Consider the following 18225-nt stretch of genomic DNA (forward strand, 5'->3'; position numbering starts at 1 on the left):
GGCCATGGGGCGACGCAGGGTGGACCGGGTCAGGGTGGCGGCAGCGCTCTGTCTGCCGGGGCTCCTCCTCGTGACGTGCGACGCCCCCGACCGCGATCGGTCGGCCCCGGCCCGTCGTGAAGCGCGCGCCCGTCCGGAGGGGGCGCCGAGGCCGCCCGTGGTGGAGCGGCGGGCGTGGCGGGCGGACGAGGGGGCCGTACGGGAGGAGCCGCTGTACACCGGGCCCGTACAGGCTGTGTTCGTGCACCACACGCTGCACTCCAACAACTACGACTGCGCGACCGACGTGCCCGCCATGCTGCTGTCGATGGAGCGGCACCACATCAACGGCATGGGGTGGGACGACCTCGGCTACAACTTCGTCGTGGACCGTTGCGGAACGATCTACGAGGGGCGCGCGGGCGGCGTCGACCGGGCGGTCAAGGGGGCACACACGAAGGGCTTCAACGAGCGCAGCGTCGGTATCGCCGCCCTCGGCCACTTCGAGAAGGGCGAGCGGGTCCCGGCGCGCATGCTCCGGGCCATGGCGGCGGTGGCGGCCTGGAAACTGGGGCCCGGGGCCGACCCGAAGGGGCGGACACGGCTGGTCTCCAGCAGCGACGGCAGCCGGTATCCGGAGGGCACGCCGGTGGAGCTGAGCGTGATCTCGGGCCACCGCGACGAGTACGACACCACCTGCCCCGGCGACGCGCTGTACGACGCGCTGCCCCGCCTGCGCGAGGAGACGGCCCGCCTGCGGCACGGGCCCGGTCCCGCGGTCGGCGGTCCGGTGGGCGGCGGTCCGGTCGGGTCAGGGGTGCGGGGGCAGGGTGTGCTCGGGGGCGTCGAGCCAGAGGTGCTGTCCGGCGGGGGTGACGGTGAGCCCGTACCGCGTACGGACCGGTGAGCCGGCCCGCTGCCACCAGGCGTACGCGGCCTCCACCTCGCTCCAGAGTGCGCGGGGGCCGTGCTGGTGGAGGGGATGGGTGTCCGCGCCCGGGGTGTGGTCGACGCTCGCCCAGGAGCCGGTGGAGTGGTCGGCCAGCCAGAGGGTGAACTCGCCGCCGGGGCCGTGGCCGACGCTGTAGCGGCAGTCGGGGACGAGGAGACCGGCGGTGAAGGCGGCGTCCTCGTCGCCGAAGACGGAGCGGGGGTCGAGGCCGGTGGTCGCGCGCTTCGGCGTGGTCGCGGGGGGCCGTGTCCGTACGGTGGCCATCACGTCGCGGTGGGGCGTCTCGCCCCGGTTCCACATGAACGCGGAGTCACCGACGACCGGGCCGCTCGCGGTGCCGTCCCCGGCCCGGGTGAGACGCAGGAGCACGCCGTTGTAGAGGCCCGTTCCCCACGGCAGCACGATGACCCCGCCGGGGACGGTCTGCTCGACCAGGGCGTACGGCACCGTATGAAGGGCGCAGGTGACGATCGTACGGTCGTACGGCGCGTGCGCGGGGCTGCCCAGGGTGCCGTCGCCGGTGACGACGGTGGGCGCGTATCCGGTGCTCTTCAGGTTCGCCCGCGCCGCGTCGGCGATACGGGGATCCACCTCCACGGAGACCACGTGGCGGTCGCCGAGCCGCTCGGAGAGGAGCGCGGCGTTGTAGCCGGTGCCCGTGCCGATCTCCAGCACGCTCATGCCGTCGGCGACGTCGAGGGTGTCGAGCATGAGCGCGACGACCCGCGGCATGCTCGCGGAACTGCACGGGACGCGCGCCGTCTCGCCGCCGTCCGCTGCGGCGTGGACGTCCTCGACGTGGGTGACGAGAGCCTGGTCGTCGTAGGCGAGGGCGCCCCACCGGGCGGGCTCGGCGGTGCGGTCGACCGGGTGGTAGCCGTCGTCGCCGCGGATCCAGACGCGGTCGGGGAGGAACCGTGCCCGGTCGACCCGGGCGAAGGCGTCACGCCACGCGGGCGTGAGGTGCCCCGCTCGGGTCAACTGGTCGGCGAGGGGCGCCGCAGAGTCTTCTCCGCTCACCGCTTCGGTGTCTCCGGACGCTTCGGGTCGGGCGGAGGGATGGGCCTGTCGGGCTTGTGGCCGTCGCTCTCCGCCGTGTCAGGTTTGCCGCCGTGATTACCGGCCATCCGGGGCCTCCTTCACACATCTGATCACTATGAGTGACTGAGCGTATCGGAGAGTGCCGGTGCGGAAAAGGGGCCGTTGCCGGTCGGTGGTTGCGTACGGTGGCGAAGAGGGGGCGCGCGAGCGGCTCTGCGGCCACGCCGACGTTGAGCGTCGCGGTGCCGCACCGGCCCGATCTGCTTCGTCGCCCACGGCGGGACGCGCGGCCCCCTCGGGTCGGGCCGCCCGCGGGCCGTCAGGCCGCCCGCAGGCCGCCGTCGACCGCCAGGACCTCCCCGGTGACGTAGGAGGCGCGGTCGCTGAGGAGCCAGGCGGCTGCCTCGGCGATCTCGGCGGGGTCGGCCGCGCGGCGCAGCGGGGTGTGCGCGCTCACCTGGTCGATGACGCCCGGCGTCTCCGCGTCCCAGGCGTGGAGCATGTCGGTGAGCGTGCCGCCGGGGGCGACGGCGTTGACGCGGATGCCTTCCGGGCCGTACGTCACGGCGGCCGACTCGGTGAGGCTGTTCACCGCTCGCTTCATCGCGCCGTAGGCGGGCAGCACGGGGTTGCCCCTCCAACTGCCGACGGACGAGACGTTGACGATGGCGCCCGTGCCGGCCGTGGCCCGGATCGCGGACACCTCGGCGACCAGAGCCTGCCAGACGCCCTTGAGGTTCACGCCGTAAAGGGCGTCGAACTCCGCCTCCTCGGTCAGGTCCATCGGGCCGGGGTGCTGGCCGATCGCCCCGTTGTTGAACGCGACGTCGAGGCGGCCGTACAGGTCCACGGTGCGGTCGACGGCGGCCCGTACGCTCGCCGCGTCGGCCAGGTCGCACACCACGTAGTCGGCGGTGCCGCCCGATGCCCGGACCTCCTCGGTCACCGCCTTGAGCTGTGCCTCCGTACGGGCGGCGAGGAGCACCCGGGCGCCCTCCCGGGCGAACAGGCGGGCCGCGGCGGCGCCGATGCCGCGGCCGGCGCCGGTGAGGAAGGCGACCTTGCCGGCCAGCAGGCCCTGCGCGGTGGAGCCGGGGGAAGCGGATGCGGGGGTGGGAGTGGGGGTGGGGGTGGGGGGCTGTGTGTTGTGGTCCATGTCGGCAAGCCTGCGACCGCGGGCGGGGCGTATCCAGGCATCGGCGGTACCTGGATGGGGCCCCCGGCGCCGCGCACACTGGAGGTATGGACCGACACGAACTGGCCGGATTTCTCCGCAGCAGGCGCGAGCGGATCGCCCCTGGTGACGTGGGGCTGCCCGCCGGTCCGCGCCGCCGTACCCCGGGGCTGCGCCGGGAGGAGGTGGCCCAGCTCGCGTACATCTCGACCGAGTACTACACGCGCCTGGAGCAGGCCAGGGCCCCGCGCCCGTCGGGCGAGGTGCTCGCCGGGGTGGCCCGGGCCCTGCGCCTGACGGACGCCGAGCGCGACCACCTCCACCACCTCGCCGGCGCCCCGCCCGCCCCGCCGTCCGGGCCCTCGCGCGAGGTGCGGCAGAGCATCCTCGACCTCTTGCAGCGGTTGCCGCAGGCCGCCGGGATGGTCCTGTCCGCGACGCAGGAAGTGCTCGCCTGGAACGACCTGGCCGCCGCGCTCGTCGCGGACTTCTCCGCGCTGTCCCGGCCGGAGCGCAACCTCCTGCGCTGGGCCTTCCTGGAACCGCACAGGGGGCAGCGGCTGCTCCAGGTCCCGGCGGACGCGGAGACGTTCGCCCACTCCGCCGCCCGGCACCTGCGTGCCGTGGCCGCGCGCTATCCCGACGACCCCGAGGTGGCCGCGCTGGTGGGCGACCTGCTCTCCGGCAGTGCGGAGTTCGCCCGGCTGTGGAACGCCCACGAGGTACGTACCGAGCCCGCCCTGACCAAGACCATCACCCACCCGCTGATCGGCCCCATCACCGTCAACTGCGACGTCCTCGACATCGCCGACCGGGACCAGCAGGTCGTGATCTACACGGCCGAACCCGGCACCCCGGCGCAGGAGCAGCTACGGCTCCTGTCGGTGATCGGCACACAGCGCATGGACGTGCCGGGCTGACCGGGGAAAGCCGAGCGCGATCCCTCAGAGGCGCTCGGGCGCCTGGATGCCCAGCAGGGCCAGGCCCCGCTTCAGCGTGCGGGCGGTGACCGCGCAGAGGAAGAGGCGGTTCTCCACCAGCTCGCGCGGGTTGTCGTCGCTCAGGACGTGGCACTGGTCGTAGAACGTCGTGAACAGCGACGAGAGCTGGTACAGGTACGCGGCCAGCTTGTGCGGCTCGTACGACGACGCCACCTCCGCCAGGACCTCGCCGAACTGGTCCACATGCAGCCCGAGCGCCCGCTCCGCCGGGGCCAGGGACAGCTCCGGGTGGGCCAGGGGGGCCGTGTCGCCCGCCTTGCGGAGGATGGAGCGGATACGGGCGTGCGCGTACTGGATGTAGACGGACGTGTCGCCGTTCAGCGAGACCATCTGGTCCAGGTCGAACTTGTAGTCACGGGCCGCCGACGTCGACAGGTCGGCGTACTTCACCGCGCCGATCCCGACCTGCTTGCCGCGCTCGGCGATCTCGTCCTCGCTCAGGTCGCGGGCCTTCTCCCGGACGACCGCCGTCGCCCGCTCGACCGCCTCGTCCAGCAGGTCCACCAGCCGTACCGTCTCGCCCTCACGGGTCTTGAACGGCTTGCCGTCCTTGCCCAGGACCGTACCGAAGGCGAGCTGGACCGCCTTGACCTCGTCGTTCAGCCAGCCGGCCCGGCGGGCCGTCTCGAAGACCATCTTGAAGTGCAGCGACTGGCGCGCGTCCACCACGTACAGCAGGGTCGACGCGTCCAGGTTGCCCACCCGGTCGCGGATCGCGGAGAGGTCGGTGGCCGCGTAGCCGTAGCCGCCGTTGGTCTTCTTGACGATCAGGGGGACCTGGTTGCCGTCCGGGCCCTTCACGTCGTCGAAGAAGACGCACAGCGCGCCCTCGGAGCGGACCGCGACGCCGGACTCCTCAAGGATCCGGCAGGTCTCCTCCAGCATGGCGTTGTAGCCGGACTCGCCGACGATGTCGCGGTCCCGGATCTCCATGTCGAGCTGGTCGAAGACCGAGAAGAAGTAGATCTTCGACTCGTCCACGAAGCGCTGCCAGAGGGCCAGCGTCTCCTTGTCCCCGGCCTGGAGGTCCACCACCCGGTCCCGGGAGCGCGCCTTGAACTCCTCGTCGGAGTCGAAGAGCGCCCGCGACGCCTTGTAGAGGCGGTTCAGGTTGGACATCGCCGTCTCGCCGTCCACCCCGGCGGCGGTGGCGTCGTGGTCCAGCTCGTGCGGGTGCTCGATCAGGTACTGGATGAGCATGCCGAACTGGGTGCCCCAGTCGCCGATGTGGTGACGCCGGACCACCCGCTCGCCCGTGAACTCCAGGATCTCGACCATCGCCGCGCCGATCACCGCCGACCGCAGATGCCCGACGTGCATCTCCTTCGCCACGTTCGGCTGCGCGTAGTCGACCACCGTCGTGCCGGACTTCTCCGCGTACGGGACGCCGAGCCGCTCGTCCGCCGCGCGGGCCGCCAGGGTCTCGATGATCGCCCGGTCCGCGACCGTGATGTTGAGGAAGCCGGGGCCCGAGACCTCGATCTCCTCGATCAGGCCGGGCGCCGTCAGCGCCGAGACGACCTGCGCCGCCAGCTCCCGGGGGTTGCCCTTGAGCTTCTTCGCCAGCGCCAGGATGCCGTTGGCCTGGTAGTCGGCCCGGTCGCTGCGTCGCAGCAACGGATCGGCGGAACCGGCCTCCGGCAGGGCAGCCGAGAGAGCGTCCGCGATGCGCTGATCGACGGTCGAGGCGAGGGAAGTGACCGGGGCCATGGGCTGGATGCCGTTCCTGTCGGGGGAGGGTGTGCCGCGGAGGGTACGAGTCCGCGAGTCCGAGGGTCCGAGAATCCGAGGGCCCGCGAGTCCGCACGTTCCGCGAGAAAGTTCCTCCCAGTATCCCATGGGGAACAAAGCCATTTTCGCTCTGTCGGTGGTACCTGGGACAATGGCGGACGCCAGGTTTGTTGGGCGTACGAGATCGTTTGAGCGTACGAGGAAAGAAGAAGGACGTGCCGATCGTGGCTCAGAGCACCGAGACCGACTGGGTCTCCCGTTTCGCGGATGATGTCATCGCCGAGGCGGAGCGACGTGCGCCTGGCACGAAACCGGTCGTCGTCGTCGCGTCCGGTCTCTCCCCCTCGGGCCCGATCCACCTGGGGAACCTCCGCGAGGTCATGACCCCGCACCTCGTCGCCGACGAGATCCGCCGGCGCGGGTACGAGGTCAGGCACCTGATCTCCTGGGACGACTACGACCGCTACCGCAAGGTCCCGGCGGGCGTTCCCGGTACGGACCCGTCCTGGGCCGAGCACATCGGCAAGCCCCTGACCTCGGTGCCCGCCCCGGCCGGGTCCGCGTACCCGAACTGGGCCGAGCACTTCAAGGCCGCGATGACCGAGGCGCTGGCCGAGCTGGGCGTCACGTACGACGGGATCAGCCAGACCGAGCAGTACACCGCCGGGGTGTACCGCGAGCAGATCCTGCACGCGATGAGGCACCGCGCGGACATCGACGCGATCCTCGACCGGTACCGGACCAAGGACAAGGGCAAGGCGTCGGCCGGAGGCCAGAAGCAGGGGCAGAAGAAGGCCGAGGAGGCCGAGCTGGAGGCCGCCGAGGGCTCCGGCGCCGCCGCCGAGGACGACGGCAGCGGCGGCTCGGCCGGGTACTTCCCCTACAAGCCGTACTGCGGCGGCTGCGGAAAGGACCTGACGACCGTCACCGCGTACGACGACGCGACGACGGAGCTGACGTACACCTGCGCGGAGTGCGGCTTCTCCGAGACGGTCGCGCTCAGCGAGTTCAACCGCGGCAAGCTGGTCTGGAAGGTCGACTGGCCGATGCGCTGGGCGTACGAAGGCGTGGTCTTCGAGCCGTCCGGCGTGGACCACTCCTCGCCCGGGTCCTCGTTCGTCGTCGGCGGGCAGATCGTGCGCGAGATCTTCGACGGGGTGCAGCCCATCGGCCCGATGTACGCCTTCGTCGGCATCTCCGGGATGGCGAAGATGTCGTCCAGCAAGGGCGGCGTACCCACTCCCGCCGACGCGCTGAAGATCATGGAGGCGCCGCTGCTGCGCTGGCTGTACGCGCGCCGCCGGCCGAACCAGTCGTTCAAGATCGCCTTCGACCAGGAGATCCAGCGGCTGTACGACGAGTGGGACGCGCTGGAGCGCAAGGTCGCCGACGGCTCCGTCCTCCCGGCCGACGCCGCCGCGTACACGCGGGCGACGACCACGGCCGCCGGAGAGCTGCCCCGCACACCGCGCCCGCTGCCGTACCGCACCCTCGCCTCGGTCGTGGACATCACGGCCGGCGCCGAGGAGCAGACCCTGCGGATCCTCAGCGAGCTGGACCCCGAGCACCCGCTGTCCTCGCTGGAGGAGGCGCGCCCCCGGCTCGACCGCGCGGAGAACTGGATCACGAGCCAGGTGCCCGCCGAGGCACGCACGATCGTGCGCGCCGAGCCCGACGAGGAACTGCTGGGCTCGCTGGACGACGAGGGGCGCGAGTCGCTGCGGCGGCTGCTCGAAGCGCTGGACAGCCACTGGTCGCTGGACGGGCTGACCACGCTCGTCTACGGCGTGCCCAAGGTGATGGCGGGCCTGGAGCCGGACGCCAAGCCCACGCCCGAGCTGAAGATCGCGCAGCGGTCGTTCTTCGCGCTGCTGTACCGGCTGCTGGTGAGCCGGGAGACCGGGCCGCGGCTGCCCACCCTGCTGCTGGCGGTCGGCGCGGACCGGGTGAGGAAGCTGCTCGGCGCCTGAGCGAGGAGCGCGGGAAGCGGATCGGATACGTGTGAGGGGGCTGCCTGTACCGGACAGGCAGCCCCCTCACACGTGATCAGGGATCAGGGATCAGGCGATGTACTCGTTGTTGTCCAGCTCCGACTGGTAGCGGGAGCCGAAGTCCTTGAGATAGGGCTTCAGCGAGTTCTCGCTCAGCGGGTTGCCGCCACGCCCCGTGATGCCGTACAGGTCCATCAAGTAGATGCCGAACTGGCGGGCGTTGGGGAAGCCGCCGTACTCGTTGACGTACTTGCGGAAGGCGCTGAAGTACGCCTCCTCACGGGTGATGTCGTCGGGCAAACCGGAGACGGGCTGGTCCTCGACCGCCTCCTCCGGCCGGGTCTGACCCTGGCCCCGGTCCTGCGGCTGGGGCTGCGGCTGCGGCTCGGCGTACTGCGACGGGGACGCCTGGCCCGGAATGCCGCCCAGGGGACGGCGGTTGCGCCCCGGCGCGGGGGCGGGGCCGCCGTCGGGGGTGCCTTCCGGGCCGGAGGGAACCATCACCGGGGTGGGCTCAAGACCCTCGACGTACGTGGGGTTGTACGCGCCCTCGTACGCGCCCTCGGGCACCTGAGGCGCCGCGAACCAGGGGCTCACCTGCGTGGGCCCGGGGCCCTGCTGCTGGGGCGGCTGCTGCGCCTGGGACTGCTGTTGGGACTGCTGCTGAGGCTGCTTCTGGAGGAGCGCGGGCGCGGCGGCCGGTATCTCCCGCTGCTGCTGGGGAAGTTGGGGCTGCTGGGGCTGCTCCAGGTCCTGCGCCTGCGCCTGTACCGGCTCCTGCCCCTGCCCCTGCTCCTGTACCGGTGCCGGCCCCGCCGGTATCTCGGCCTTGGCCTGCGGGAGTTCGGCCAGGGCCGGTGCGGGCTCAGGGGCGGGCGCGGGCGGCAGCAGCACCGGTTCGATCCCGGCCGCGGCCAGCCCCGAGGGGGCCGTGTCGGCGAGCGGAACGCCGTACTTCGCGAGCCGCAGCGGCATCAGCGCCTCGATGGGCGCCTTGCGCTTCCAGTTGCGGCCGAACCGGGCCTGGAGGCGCGACTGGTAGATGAGCCGGTCCTGTTCGAGCTTGATGACCTGCTCGTACGAGCGCAGCTCCCACAGCTTCATCCGGCGCCACAGCATGAACGTGGGGACGGGCGAGAGCAGCCAGCGCGTCAGCCGTACGCCCTCCATGTGCTTGTCGGCGGTGATGTCCGCGATCCGGCCGACCGCGTGGCGCGCCGCCTCGACCGACACGATGAACAGGAGCGGGATGACCGCGTGCATCCCGACACCGAGCGGGTCCGGCCAGGCCGCCGCGCCGTTGAAGGCGATGGTGGCGGCCGTCAGCAGCCAGGCCGACTGGCGCAGCAGCGGGAAGGGGATCCGCATCCAGGTCAGGAGCAGGTCCAGTGCGAGCAGTACACAGATACCCGCGTCGATACCGATCGGGAAGACCAGTGAGAATTTTCCGAAGCCCTTGAGCTCGGCGAGTTCGCGTACGGCGGCGTAGGAGCCCGCGAAACCGATCGCGGCGATGATCACCGCTCCGGTGACCACGACCCCGATGAGTATCCGGTGCGTACGTGTCAGCTCCATCGCGGCCACCCGCGATCCCCTCCCGTTTTCGGCATCAGGCACATGACGTCCTGACGTCATCTGGCGGGCACAGCCTGGCACATGTGTGCGGATGACGTGGCGCGGGGAGCGGGGAGCGGCCCTCCGGAGAGGGCCGCGTTCCCGGCAAAAGGGGAGGAAAAGGGGCGGTCGGCGACCGTGATCGTGTTTACTCGGACTTTGCCTTGGCGTCGGAGTCCACGGGCGCGCCGGACGATTCCGGCTTGCCGGGCGACTTGCTCGGCGAGGAGTCGGAGCCGCCCGAGCCACCGGAGCTGTCCGCCCCGCCGGCACCGCCGGAGACCGCCGCCACGGCCTCCTTCGCGGCGCTCACCGCGTCCTTCGACAGATCGGCGACGCTCGGGGCCTTGGCGCCCGCGTAGCCCGTGCCGTTGTAGGTGAGGGTGATGACGACGTTCTCCGTACGGGCCACGACGGTGGCGTACGAGAAGTCCGCGCCGCTCTTCTTGAGCGTGTACGTGATTGTGCTCGCCTCGTTACCGATGCCGGCCCCGGGAGCCGTCTTGACGTCCTTGGCCGTCTCGGTGCCCTGGGCGCTCGCGAGTTCCTTCGTGTAGTACTCACCGGCCCGCTTGGCACCGCTGCCGAGCGTCGTGTCGGAGTCGTACCGCATGAGGGAGACGTCGAGCCACCGGTACTGGGACCCCTTGACCCCCTTGTCGTCCAGGCCGTTCCAGGAGCAGCTCCCGCGCGTGGCGATGTCGCTGGACTTGCCTTCCGTACCGCCCTTGACCTTGGCCTTCGGGACCATCGATTCGACCGTCTTGCCGCTGAACGTCTTGCACGCGTCGGGCAGCGCGCTGAACTTCGCGGGCGAGACGGTGGGGGACGGGGAGCGGGAGGGGGTGGTGGAGTTGTCCGCGTCGCTCTTGTCGCCGGAGTCGGACGAGCAGCCGGCGACGGCGAGCATCACCGGAACGGCTGCGCAGGCGAGTATGCGGGTGAGTCGCGAGGCTGATCGGTGCATGGTTCCTTCAGGGTTCCTTGAGGCGGTCGCGTGCGGTCTCTCGTGCGGTCGCGTGCGGCCACGGTAACTGCCGAGCCCGTCCCGCGGGGCCCGGAGCCGGACTCCGGTGCGGGGCGGCGGGCGGGCCGTACCCGCCCCCGCCCGTCCCTATTCGTTGAGCTGGTCGACGAGCGTACGGGCCAGTCCCCGCGCCTTGTCCTGGAGTTCTTTGCTGTCGGGGACCTCGGTGGAGAGGGCCGGCTGCTCGGTGTACCGGACGGTCACGATCACGTTCGATGTGCGGAACACCACGCTCACCGTGCGGTGCTGGGCAGCCGAACCGGAGCGTGCGAGGACGTCGTCCAGGAAGGCGGTGTCGCCGAGGTCGTCGAGGACGCGCGGTTCGAGACCTTCGGTGGCGGTCGCCTCCGCGGTCGCGCCCCCCGATGCGGACGTGGACGGCGTTCCGGAGAGCGTGGCGGAGGGGGCGACCGTCTGGGGCCCGGGGGCCGCGGGGCTGTCCGAAGCACCGGGGGCGCCGGACGCGCCCGGCGTACCGGAGGAGGAGGTGGAGGGGGTGGAGGGGGTGGCGGGGGCGATGTTCGCGCCTGCCTCCTTCTTGGCGTAGACCTCCTGCGCGCGGGTGTCGTCGCTCACAGCGGGGTCGTACGACACGACGCGCTCGACGTCGATCACGAGCTGGTTCGACGCGGCGGGCGAGTCGGCCTTCCAGCTACAGCCCACGCGCCGGTCGGTGTCGTACGTGACGGCGGCCGTGCCCTGGTACGCCTTCTCCTGCTGGTCCTCGGGGAGCGAGGCGGCGCCCGGCAGCAGGTCCCTGAGCGTGGAGCGCGGCACCGAACCGCACGCCTCGCGCAGGGTCCGGTACTTGCCGGGCTGGGCCGCGGTCGCGCTGGTGGTCTCGCCGGGCTTGGCGTCGCCGGCCGAGCCGTCGTCGCCGCTGCCGGCCGAACAGCCGGCGACGGCCGCCACGAGGAGCGCCGCCAGGCCGGGTACGTACGCGCGTCGCGCCTTGAACCGCACGGTCCCGGGCTCCCTTCTCGCCAAAACTGCTTGCCGCCGGATGACGGTCGATGGACACAATGTCTATCGCACGCGATGCCGTCGACGCTGGTCGGCCGTCCCCTATGGCTGCCTTGGCTCCGGTTTTTGCGTTATCCAGACTTTCGGGGGAATTGAGGAAAAATGTCATACGTAGAGGTACCGGGCGCGAAGGTGCCCATCCGGATGTGGGCCGACCCGGCGACGGTCGAGGACGGCGCGATGCAGCAGCTTCGCAATGTCGCCACCCTGCCGTGGATCAAGGGCCTCGCCGTGATGCCGGACGTGCACTACGGCAAGGGCGCCACGGTCGGCTCGGTGATCGCGATGCAGGGCGCGGTCTGCCCGGCGGCGGTGGGCGTGGACATCGGCTGCGGAATGTCGGCGGTGAAGACGTCCCTGACGGCGAACGACCTGCCGGGCGACCTGTCCCGGCTGCGCTCCAAGATCGAACAGGCCATTCCGGTGGGCCGGGGGATGCACGACGACCCGGTGGACCCGGGGCGGCTGCACGGATTCCCGACGGCGGGATGGGGGGACTTCTGGGAGCGGTTCGGGGGAGTCACCGACGCGGTCAAGTTCCGTGAGGGCCGCGCGGTGAAGCAGATGGGAACGCTCGGATCGGGAAATCATCACATCGAGGTCAATGTCGATTCCCAGGGTGCCGTGTGGCTCACGCTCCACTCCGGTTCCCGGAACATCGGCAAGGAACTCGCTGAACACCACATCGGTGTGGCGCAGAGGCTGTCCCACAACCAGGGGCTGGTGGACCGGGACCTGGCCGTCTTCGTCTCGGACACCCCGCAGATGGCGGCATACCGGAACGATCTCTTCTGGGCGCAGGAGTACGCGAAGCACAATCGCGCCATCATGATGGGCCTGCTCAAGGATGTGATCCGGAAGGAGTTCAAGAAGGCCCGGGTCACGTTCGAGCAGGAGATCTCCTGCCACCACAACTATGTCGCCGAGGAGCGGTACGACGGCATGGACCTGCTGGTGACACGCAAGGGCGCCATCCGCGCGGGATCCGGCGACTACGGGATCATCCCCGGCTCGATGGCCACCGGCACGTACATCGTGAAGGGCCTCGGAAATACGGCTGCCTTCAATTCGGCCTCGCACGGCGCGGGCCGGCGGATGAGCCGTAACGCGGCGAAGCGGCGGTTCTCGACGCAGGACCTGGAGGAGCAGACGCGCGGCGTGGAGTGCCGGAAGGACTCCGGTGTCGTGGATGAGATCCCGGCGGCGTACAAGCCGATCGAGCAGGTCATCGATCAGCAGCGGGACCTGGTCGAGGTGGTGGAGAAGCTGAAGCAGGTCGTGTGCGTCAAGGGGTGAGGCGGTGGGCCCCGGGATTCGACCCGGGGCCCGTCGGTTTTCCGGCGGAACGTCAGGCGAGCGGTTCCGGCGGGGGCGGTGCGACCTGGCCACTTCGTAGGCGCCAGAGGCGAAGGGCGCAGCTTGCCACGGTCCGGCCGAGTGCCTGGGCGGCGTCTTCCGGATTGCCGGCTTCGAGCAGAACGCGGTCCTCCTGGGCCTTCCATCGGCGGCGCGGAGGCGCGATCTTCATGTCGGCCGGGCGTTTCCAGACGGCGAGTGAGTCGGCCGCGGTTTGCTTTCGTTCCAGGGCCAGACAGCCCGGATAGTAAAGGTGGGCGGCCAGTTGCACGGCCGCTTCCTTTGTGTAGACGACGTTGTAGATCCCGTCGCGGGTATTGCGCTTGATGATGCGCTCCGCGCCGGTGAGCTGCCGCACGTAGCGGCAGAGGTAGGCGCCGACTGCTGTACTCGCCGTCGTCAGGGAGACGAACGGATAGCCCTGTCCCGTGAAGCCGACGGAACCGTCCGCGTCGATGACCCCTCGCAGGTAGTCGCGCCGGACGAACGGGACGCGGGGCGGAGCGACCGTCCTGGACTTGCGGCCGTAGGGCAGTCCGAGTTGATGGAGGACGGTCCTGGCTTCCAGGGAGCACAAGGTCCATGTCGCCGAGTGGTGCTTCTCCGCGAAGTTCGTCGAGCGGGTGCGTTCGTTGATGGAGCTGTGGTGCGGAGTCAGCCGTTGGAATTCACGCAGGATCTCGATGTCGCGGGCGTTGATCTCGACCGTGAGACTGCCTTTTCGGCCGGTCCCCTGAGCAAGGTGCCCGTCGGCCTGTAAGAAGCCGAACATATAGGCGTAGTGGGGGTTCTCAAGGTCCATGAACCCTGAGGTGCCGATGTCGAGCGGATCGGGAGTGCTCAGCGCGTCATCCAGGGTGTATTGGTGCGCGCTAGGCTCACGTTCAGCCATGGGGAAGGTCTCGCTTCCTCGGTGGTCAGGCTCTTGGCGGGGAGTGCAATCCCTGCCAAGAGCCATTCTCTTTGCTGTGATGAGACCGACCGTAGGCTTGACCGCTCGTCCGCGTGGCCGAACGTGATTCGTTCACTCGAACGAGTGCGCTTCCCCCCACCTCACAGCTCGCGGTGCACCTTCGTGTTGGAGGCCTGGGCGCGCGGGCGGAGGACCAGGAGGTCGACGTTGACGTGGCTCGGGCGGGTGATCGCCCAGGTGATCGTGTCGGCGACGTCGTCGGCGGTCAGGGGGTCCGCCACGCCCGCGTAGACCTTGGCCGCCTTCTCCTGGTCGCCGCGGAAGCGGGTGGCGGCGAACTCCTCGGTCCTGACCATGCCAGGGGCGATCTCGATCACCCGGACCGGGGTGCCGACGATCTCCAGGCGGAGGGTCTCGGCGAGGACGTGGGCGCCGTGCTTGGCGGCGACGTAGCCGGCGCCGCCCTCGTACGTGCCGTGGCCGGCCGTGGAGGAGAGGACGACGACCGTGCCGTCGCCGCTCGCGGTGAGCGCGGGGAGCAGGGCCTGGGTGAGGTTGAGGGTGCCGAGGACGTTCGTCTCGTACATCTGCCGCCAGTCGGCCGGGTCGCCGGTGGCGACGGGGTCGGCGCCGAGTGCGCCGCCCGCGTTGTTGACCAGGACGTTCACGGAGTCGAAGCGGTCCAGTTCGGCGGCGAAGGCGTCGACCGCCGTGCGGTCGGTGACGTCGAGGGCGTACGCGGTGGCCTGGTGGCCCGCGGCGCTGATCTCCGCGGCGAGGGCCTCGATCCGGTCCTTGCGGCGTGCCGTGACGACGACGTGGTGGCCCGCGGCGGCGAGGTGCCGCGCGGTGGCGGCACCGATGCCGCTGCTCGCTCCGGTGATGACGGCGATGGGGGTCCCCGTGGCGCTCATGACGTAACTCCTCGCGCGTGTGATCGACTCCGGCCAGGATAGGCGCGGCGCGCGGCGGGGCGGGAAACGGTCAGTGGCCTCGGGGCGCGTACATGATCACGGCCATGCCGGCCAGGCAGATCAGGGCGCCCGAGACGTCCCAGCGGTCGGGGCGGTAGCCGTCGGCGACCATGCCCCAGACGATCGAGCCCGCGACGAAGATCCCGCCGTACGCGGCGAGGATCCGGCCGAACTCGCCGTCGGGCTGGAGCGTGGCGACGAAGCCGTAGGCGCCGAGGGCGATGACTCCGGCGCCGATCCAGACCCAGCCGCGTCCGCCGCTGCCGATCGCGCCGTCGCCGCGTACGCCTTGCCAGACGAGCCAGGCGCCGCCGATCTCGAAGACGGCGGCGAGGAGGAAGAGGGCGGCGGAGCGGAGCACGAGCATGCGGACAGCCTGCCATGCGGGTGATGTGGGGCGTGCGGGTGGGCGAGTGGCCCGAATGACAGTGTGATGATCACTATCTTCCGCTCATGGCTGTCATGCGGAAAGTGGTGCTGGTACTGGTGTCGGCCGCCTCGGCGGTGGTCATGGGCGCGGCCCCGGGCGCGGGAGCGGGCGTGCCGGGGAAGAACGCCGCCGCCGTCGAGGCCGATCTCGCCCATCACGGGCATGTGTCACTGTCGGGCGGGCACCTCGCGGTCCTCCTCGGCTCCGAGAACCACGGCCCGTCCGGGCTGGCCGACGCGACCGTACGGCTCGACTTCTCGGCCCCGGTGGCCGCGGGCCAGGCGCTGCCGTCCGCCTGTCTGTGGGGCGGCGACCGTACGGTCCTGTGCCGTACGGGGCTGCTCCGGCCGATCGGGCGGAGCAGCGAGCTGACGCTCGACCTGCGGACGACCGGCGGGCCGGACGAGATCGTCGTACGGATCGACACCGCGTGGAACGGCGGCGCGGACGACCTCAACCCGGAGAACCACCGGCACCGGGTCCTCGCGCCGGACACCGGGGACCGGTACGCCTTCTGACGCGTCGGACCCCGGGTCCTCGTTCCCGCGTCCTCGTTCCCGGGCCTTCGTCCCGGACCGTTGTTCCCAGGCCCTTGTTCCCAGGCCCTTGTTCCCAGGCCCTTGTTCCCGGGTCTTCGTTCCCGGGCCCTCGGCCCCGCGTCACGCCGCCGCGTCGCCGAACTCGCGTACCGCGTCGTCGACGATCGCCGCCAGGCGGGCGTGGTGGGCGCCGCGCCAGTAGACCCGTCCGCAGGCCGCGCAGCGGGCGAAGACGTCGTAGCCGCGCTGGGTGCCGTGCTGGAGCTGTTCCTGGACGGACTCCTTGTCCGCAGGGCCCAGTTCGCCGTTGCAGGCGGTGCAGCGGGTCCAGGGCGCGAGGACGGGGGCGAAGCGCTGGAGCACGTCCCTGAGCTGGTCGTCCGGGCGGTCGCTGTAGATGTACGCGCCGGCCCAGATCTCGCGGCGGCGCAGCAGTCCGCGGTCGCGGGAGAGCATCACCCGGCTTTCGGCGGCGGAGAGCGTGGCCAGGGCCGGGTCGCCCAGGTCCTCGCTCTCGTACGCCGCGTCGACGCCCAGCAGCCGCAGCCGGCGCGCGAGGGTGCCGAGGTGGACGTCGAGGAGGAAGCGCAGGGGCGCGCCGGGCACGGTCTGCGGCCGGGGCACGGACCGTACGTCCACGGACTCGCCCGCGGCCGGGATGTGCGAGAAGGGCACCTCGCGGCCGTCGACCAGCAGCGGTCCCGCCTCGGTGAGCGGGATGCCGAGGGATTCGACGGCGTGGCCGAGGGTGGACGAGCCGTCGGTGCGCAGGGCCGTACGTCCCGCACGGCGCTCGGCCGCGACGAAGAGGCGCAGTTCGGGGGCGATGGCGATCTGGATCTCCGGTCCGTTCACGCCGTCAGGATGCCACCGCGCGACCGGGCGGGCCAGGCATTTCCCGGCCGTGCGGGGGAGAGAGGAGGAGCCCCTGTTCGTACACCCGCGTCCCGTCCCGGGTCTGGTGCCGGAAGCCGCCGCGTCAGCGGGCGTACGCCGTGGGCGGGACCCCTACCGTCGCGGTGAAGTCCCGGACGAGGTGCGCCTGGTCGCTGTAGCCGAGGTCGGCGGCGAGCGCGGGCCAGTCGACGGCGCCCGACTCCGCGCGCTCCAGGGCCTCGTGGATGCGGTAGCGCAGGATGACCCACTTGGGGCCCACGCCCACGTACGCGGCGAAGAGGCGTTGCAGCGAGCGCGCCGAGACGCCCTCCTCCTCGGTGAGGCGGGCGACGCGCCGGATCGTACGGTCCGTCCTGATCCGGTCGACGAGGGCCATGGCGTGCAGGGCCTGCGGGTCGGGGCGCGGTGCGAGGCCCAGCAGGTGGGTGTCGAGCGCGGCCACCCGCGCGTCCTCGTCGTCCGGGTCCAGGATCGCCGCGATGTCCGCGTCCGCCGTGGGCAGGACGTCGGCGACCGGGACCCGGCGCCCCGTCCACTCCGCGACGGGCCGGTGCGGCGCGAAGGGCCGGAAGCCGCCCGGCCGGAACTGGACCCCGCACACCCGGCCGCGGCCCGCCAGCTTCTGCGTGAACAGCTCCAGGCCGACGCCCGCGACCTCCCCGTGCGGGGCGAGGGTGCCGGAGCGCTGGAACACCACGTTCACCGAGGGGTGCGGCACCACGTGGGAGACGTACGGCTGCTCCAGGTCCCAGTCGATCAGCCAGTAGTGCTCCAGATACGGCCGCAGCGCCGGAGCGGGCTCGCGGCGGCGGAACCGTACGCGCGCGAAGAGTCCGGGGGCGTCGACGATGCCCCGGGTGTCACGCCGTGGACCAGCCATGGCCGGATCCTATGTCGCGTTTGTTCACGTGTCGCGTTTGTTCAAGACGCACGGTCCGGCCGTCCCTACGGTCGGAGCCATGAGCGACAAGACCGGCATCGACAAGACCGACACCAAGAGGGACACCAAGATCAGCGCGCTGTTGCGGGTGGCCGCGGACCGTGCCCTCCCCGTCGTCCGTGGCATCGGCGACGACCAGCTCGGCGCGCCGACGCCGTGCGCCGAATACGACGTGCACGCCCTCGCGGACCATCTCTTCCAGGTCGTCGTGAACTTCCAGGCGCTCGCCGCGAAGCGGGACGCCGACTTCGGCGCCGCCCCCGAGCATCTCGCGGGGCAGTGGCGTGAGCGGTTCGCCGCGGAGACGGTGCGGCTCGTCGACGCCTGGGACGCGCCGGGCGCCGAGGAGGGCACGTCGGGGGCGATGGGGCTGCCGGCCAGGACGGTCGGCTCGATGGTGCTCGGGGACCTGACGGTGCACGCGTGGGATCTGGCGCGGGCGACGGGGCAGCCGTACGAGCCGGACGCGTCGCTCGTCGGGGTGCTGGTCGCGGAGTTCGGGGCGCTGGCGCCGACGGCCCGGAAGATGGGGGTGTTCGGGGAGCCGGTGGCGGTGGCGGAGGACGCCGCCGCGTTCGACGTACTGCTGGCGCTGACCGGACGCGACCCCTACTGGACGTCGCCGCGAGGCTGAGGGTTCGGC

Annotated in this window: 17 protein-coding genes; 6 read left to right on the plus strand and 11 right to left on the minus strand. The window is 71.4% G+C overall.

Annotated features, from left to right (window positions below; all coding sequences use genetic code 11):
* Positions 1–4 precede the first annotated feature (4 nt).
* Entirely contained in the window at positions 5–886 is an 882-nt protein-coding gene (locus ACIBJC_RS09270) for an N-acetylmuramoyl-L-alanine amidase (protein WP_399289923.1), read from the plus strand.
* Here the strand turns inward: ACIBJC_RS09270 and ACIBJC_RS09275 are convergent.
* On the minus strand, positions 791–1951 hold the full coding sequence (locus tag ACIBJC_RS09275) for a methyltransferase domain-containing protein (RefSeq protein ID WP_399289925.1): 1161 nt from the start codon (positions 1949–1951) through the stop codon (positions 791–793). The genes ACIBJC_RS09270 and ACIBJC_RS09275 overlap by 96 nt on opposite strands.
* A 340-nt stretch (positions 1952–2291) precedes the next feature.
* A complete protein-coding gene (locus tag ACIBJC_RS09280; protein ID WP_399289927.1) occupies positions 2292–3128 on the minus strand; it encodes an SDR family NAD(P)-dependent oxidoreductase in 837 nt (278 codons plus the stop codon).
* A gap of 86 nt (positions 3129–3214) precedes the next feature.
* On the opposite strand from ACIBJC_RS09280, the gene ACIBJC_RS09285 reads away from it, so the two are divergent.
* Entirely contained in the window at positions 3215–4066 is an 852-nt protein-coding gene (locus ACIBJC_RS09285) for a helix-turn-helix transcriptional regulator (protein ID WP_399289929.1), read from the plus strand.
* Between the two features lie 24 nt (positions 4067–4090).
* On the opposite strand, the gene argS is transcribed toward ACIBJC_RS09285, so the two are convergent.
* Positions 4091–5857 (minus strand): arginine--tRNA ligase, encoded by a 1767-nt coding sequence (argS, locus tag ACIBJC_RS09290; protein WP_399289931.1) that lies wholly within the window; start codon positions 5855–5857, stop codon positions 4091–4093.
* 236 nt (positions 5858–6093) lie between these two features.
* On the opposite strand from argS, the gene lysS reads away from it, so the two are divergent.
* The gene (gene lysS, locus ACIBJC_RS09295) at positions 6094–7848 is read left to right on the plus strand and encodes a lysine--tRNA ligase (RefSeq protein WP_399289933.1); all 1755 of its coding nucleotides are present in this window, start codon (positions 6094–6096) and stop codon (positions 7846–7848) included.
* A 90-nt stretch (positions 7849–7938) separates the two neighbouring features.
* Here the strand turns inward: lysS and ACIBJC_RS09300 are convergent, their stop codons facing one another.
* From ACIBJC_RS09300 to ACIBJC_RS09310, 3 genes are all read right to left on the minus strand, one after another.
* Positions 7939–9453 carry a DUF2637 domain-containing protein gene (locus ACIBJC_RS09300; RefSeq protein ID WP_399289935.1) on the minus strand — a complete coding sequence of 505 codons (1515 nt, stop codon included), beginning with the start codon at positions 9451–9453 and terminating at the stop codon, positions 7939–7941.
* A 178-nt stretch (positions 9454–9631) separates the two neighbouring features.
* Entirely contained in the window at positions 9632–10450 is an 819-nt protein-coding gene (locus ACIBJC_RS09305) for a DUF3558 domain-containing protein (protein WP_399289937.1), read from the minus strand.
* Between the two features lie 147 nt (positions 10451–10597).
* The gene (locus tag ACIBJC_RS09310) at positions 10598–11473 is read right to left on the minus strand and encodes a DUF3558 domain-containing protein (RefSeq protein ID WP_399289940.1); all 876 of its coding nucleotides are present in this window, start codon (positions 11471–11473) and stop codon (positions 10598–10600) included.
* 162 nt (positions 11474–11635) lie between these two features.
* On the opposite strand from ACIBJC_RS09310, the gene ACIBJC_RS09315 reads away from it, so the two are divergent.
* Complete coding sequence (locus ACIBJC_RS09315; RefSeq protein WP_399289942.1) at positions 11636–12829, plus strand: RtcB family protein; 1194 nt, start codon at positions 11636–11638, stop codon at positions 12827–12829.
* 52 nt (positions 12830–12881) lie between these two features.
* On the opposite strand, the gene ACIBJC_RS09320 is transcribed toward ACIBJC_RS09315, so the two are convergent.
* From ACIBJC_RS09320 to ACIBJC_RS09330, 3 genes are all read right to left on the minus strand, one after another.
* Positions 12882–13781 carry a hypothetical protein gene (locus ACIBJC_RS09320; RefSeq protein ID WP_399289944.1) on the minus strand — a complete coding sequence of 300 codons (900 nt, stop codon included), beginning with the start codon at positions 13779–13781 and terminating at the stop codon, positions 12882–12884.
* 161 nt (positions 13782–13942) lie between these two features.
* Complete coding sequence (locus ACIBJC_RS09325) at positions 13943–14716, minus strand: SDR family NAD(P)-dependent oxidoreductase (RefSeq protein WP_399289946.1); 774 nt, start codon at positions 14714–14716, stop codon at positions 13943–13945.
* Positions 14717–14786: 70 nt separating this feature from the next.
* Complete coding sequence (locus tag ACIBJC_RS09330) at positions 14787–15143, minus strand: YnfA family protein (RefSeq protein ID WP_329822467.1); 357 nt, start codon at positions 15141–15143, stop codon at positions 14787–14789.
* A gap of 86 nt (positions 15144–15229) precedes the next feature.
* On the opposite strand from ACIBJC_RS09330, the gene ACIBJC_RS09335 reads away from it, so the two are divergent.
* Entirely contained in the window at positions 15230–15724 is a 495-nt protein-coding gene (locus ACIBJC_RS09335; RefSeq protein WP_399289948.1) for a hypothetical protein, read from the plus strand.
* A gap of 141 nt (positions 15725–15865) precedes the next feature.
* Here ACIBJC_RS09335 and ACIBJC_RS09340 read toward each other — a convergent pair whose 3' ends face one another.
* Both ACIBJC_RS09340 and ACIBJC_RS09345 read right to left on the minus strand, forming a co-directional pair.
* The gene (locus ACIBJC_RS09340) at positions 15866–16600 is read right to left on the minus strand and encodes a Mut7-C RNAse domain-containing protein (RefSeq protein ID WP_399289950.1); all 735 of its coding nucleotides are present in this window, start codon (positions 16598–16600) and stop codon (positions 15866–15868) included.
* Between the two features lie 124 nt (positions 16601–16724).
* Positions 16725–17522, minus strand: a complete 798-nt coding sequence (locus tag ACIBJC_RS09345) for a DUF6597 domain-containing transcriptional factor (RefSeq protein WP_399289952.1) — start codon at positions 17520–17522, stop codon at positions 16725–16727.
* Between the two features lie 79 nt (positions 17523–17601).
* Here ACIBJC_RS09345 and ACIBJC_RS09350 point away from each other — a divergent pair, with 79 nt between their 5' ends.
* Positions 17602–18216 carry a TIGR03086 family metal-binding protein gene (locus ACIBJC_RS09350; protein WP_399289954.1) on the plus strand — a complete coding sequence of 205 codons (615 nt, stop codon included), beginning with the start codon at positions 17602–17604 and terminating at the stop codon, positions 18214–18216.
* The last annotated feature ends 9 nt before the right edge of the window (positions 18217–18225 follow it).

The sequence above is a fragment of the Streptomyces sp. NPDC050509 genome (assembly GCF_044457965.1).
Lineage (GTDB): Bacteria > Actinomycetota > Actinomycetes > Streptomycetales > Streptomycetaceae > Streptomyces.

What these genes read in the sequence shown, in the direction of transcription:
- ACIBJC_RS09270 (WP_399289923.1), top strand. Translation starts at nt 5, where the DNA reads ATGGGGCGACGCAGGGTGGACCGGGTCAGGGTGGCGGCAGCGCTCTGT.
- ACIBJC_RS09280 (WP_399289927.1), bottom strand. Translation starts at nt 3,128, where the DNA reads ATGGACCACAACACACAGCCCCCCACCCCCACCCCCACTCCCACCCCC.
- ACIBJC_RS09285 (WP_399289929.1), top strand. Translation starts at nt 3,215, where the DNA reads ATGGACCGACACGAACTGGCCGGATTTCTCCGCAGCAGGCGCGAGCGG.
- argS (WP_399289931.1), bottom strand. Translation starts at nt 5,857, where the DNA reads ATGGCCCCGGTCACTTCCCTCGCCTCGACCGTCGATCAGCGCATCGCG.
- ACIBJC_RS09305 (WP_399289937.1), bottom strand. Translation starts at nt 10,450, where the DNA reads ATGCACCGATCAGCCTCGCGACTCACCCGCATACTCGCCTGCGCAGCC.
- ACIBJC_RS09315 (WP_399289942.1), top strand. Translation starts at nt 11,636, where the DNA reads ATGTCATACGTAGAGGTACCGGGCGCGAAGGTGCCCATCCGGATGTGG.
- ACIBJC_RS09320 (WP_399289944.1), bottom strand. Translation starts at nt 13,781, where the DNA reads ATGGCTGAACGTGAGCCTAGCGCGCACCAATACACCCTGGATGACGCG.
- ACIBJC_RS09325 (WP_399289946.1), bottom strand. Translation starts at nt 14,716, where the DNA reads ATGAGCGCCACGGGGACCCCCATCGCCGTCATCACCGGAGCGAGCAGC.
- ACIBJC_RS09330 (WP_329822467.1), bottom strand. Translation starts at nt 15,143, where the DNA reads ATGCTCGTGCTCCGCTCCGCCGCCCTCTTCCTCCTCGCCGCCGTCTTC.
- ACIBJC_RS09335 (WP_399289948.1), top strand. Translation starts at nt 15,230, where the DNA reads ATGGCTGTCATGCGGAAAGTGGTGCTGGTACTGGTGTCGGCCGCCTCG.
- ACIBJC_RS09345 (WP_399289952.1), bottom strand. Translation starts at nt 17,522, where the DNA reads ATGGCTGGTCCACGGCGTGACACCCGGGGCATCGTCGACGCCCCCGGA.
- ACIBJC_RS09350 (WP_399289954.1), top strand. Translation starts at nt 17,602, where the DNA reads ATGAGCGACAAGACCGGCATCGACAAGACCGACACCAAGAGGGACACC.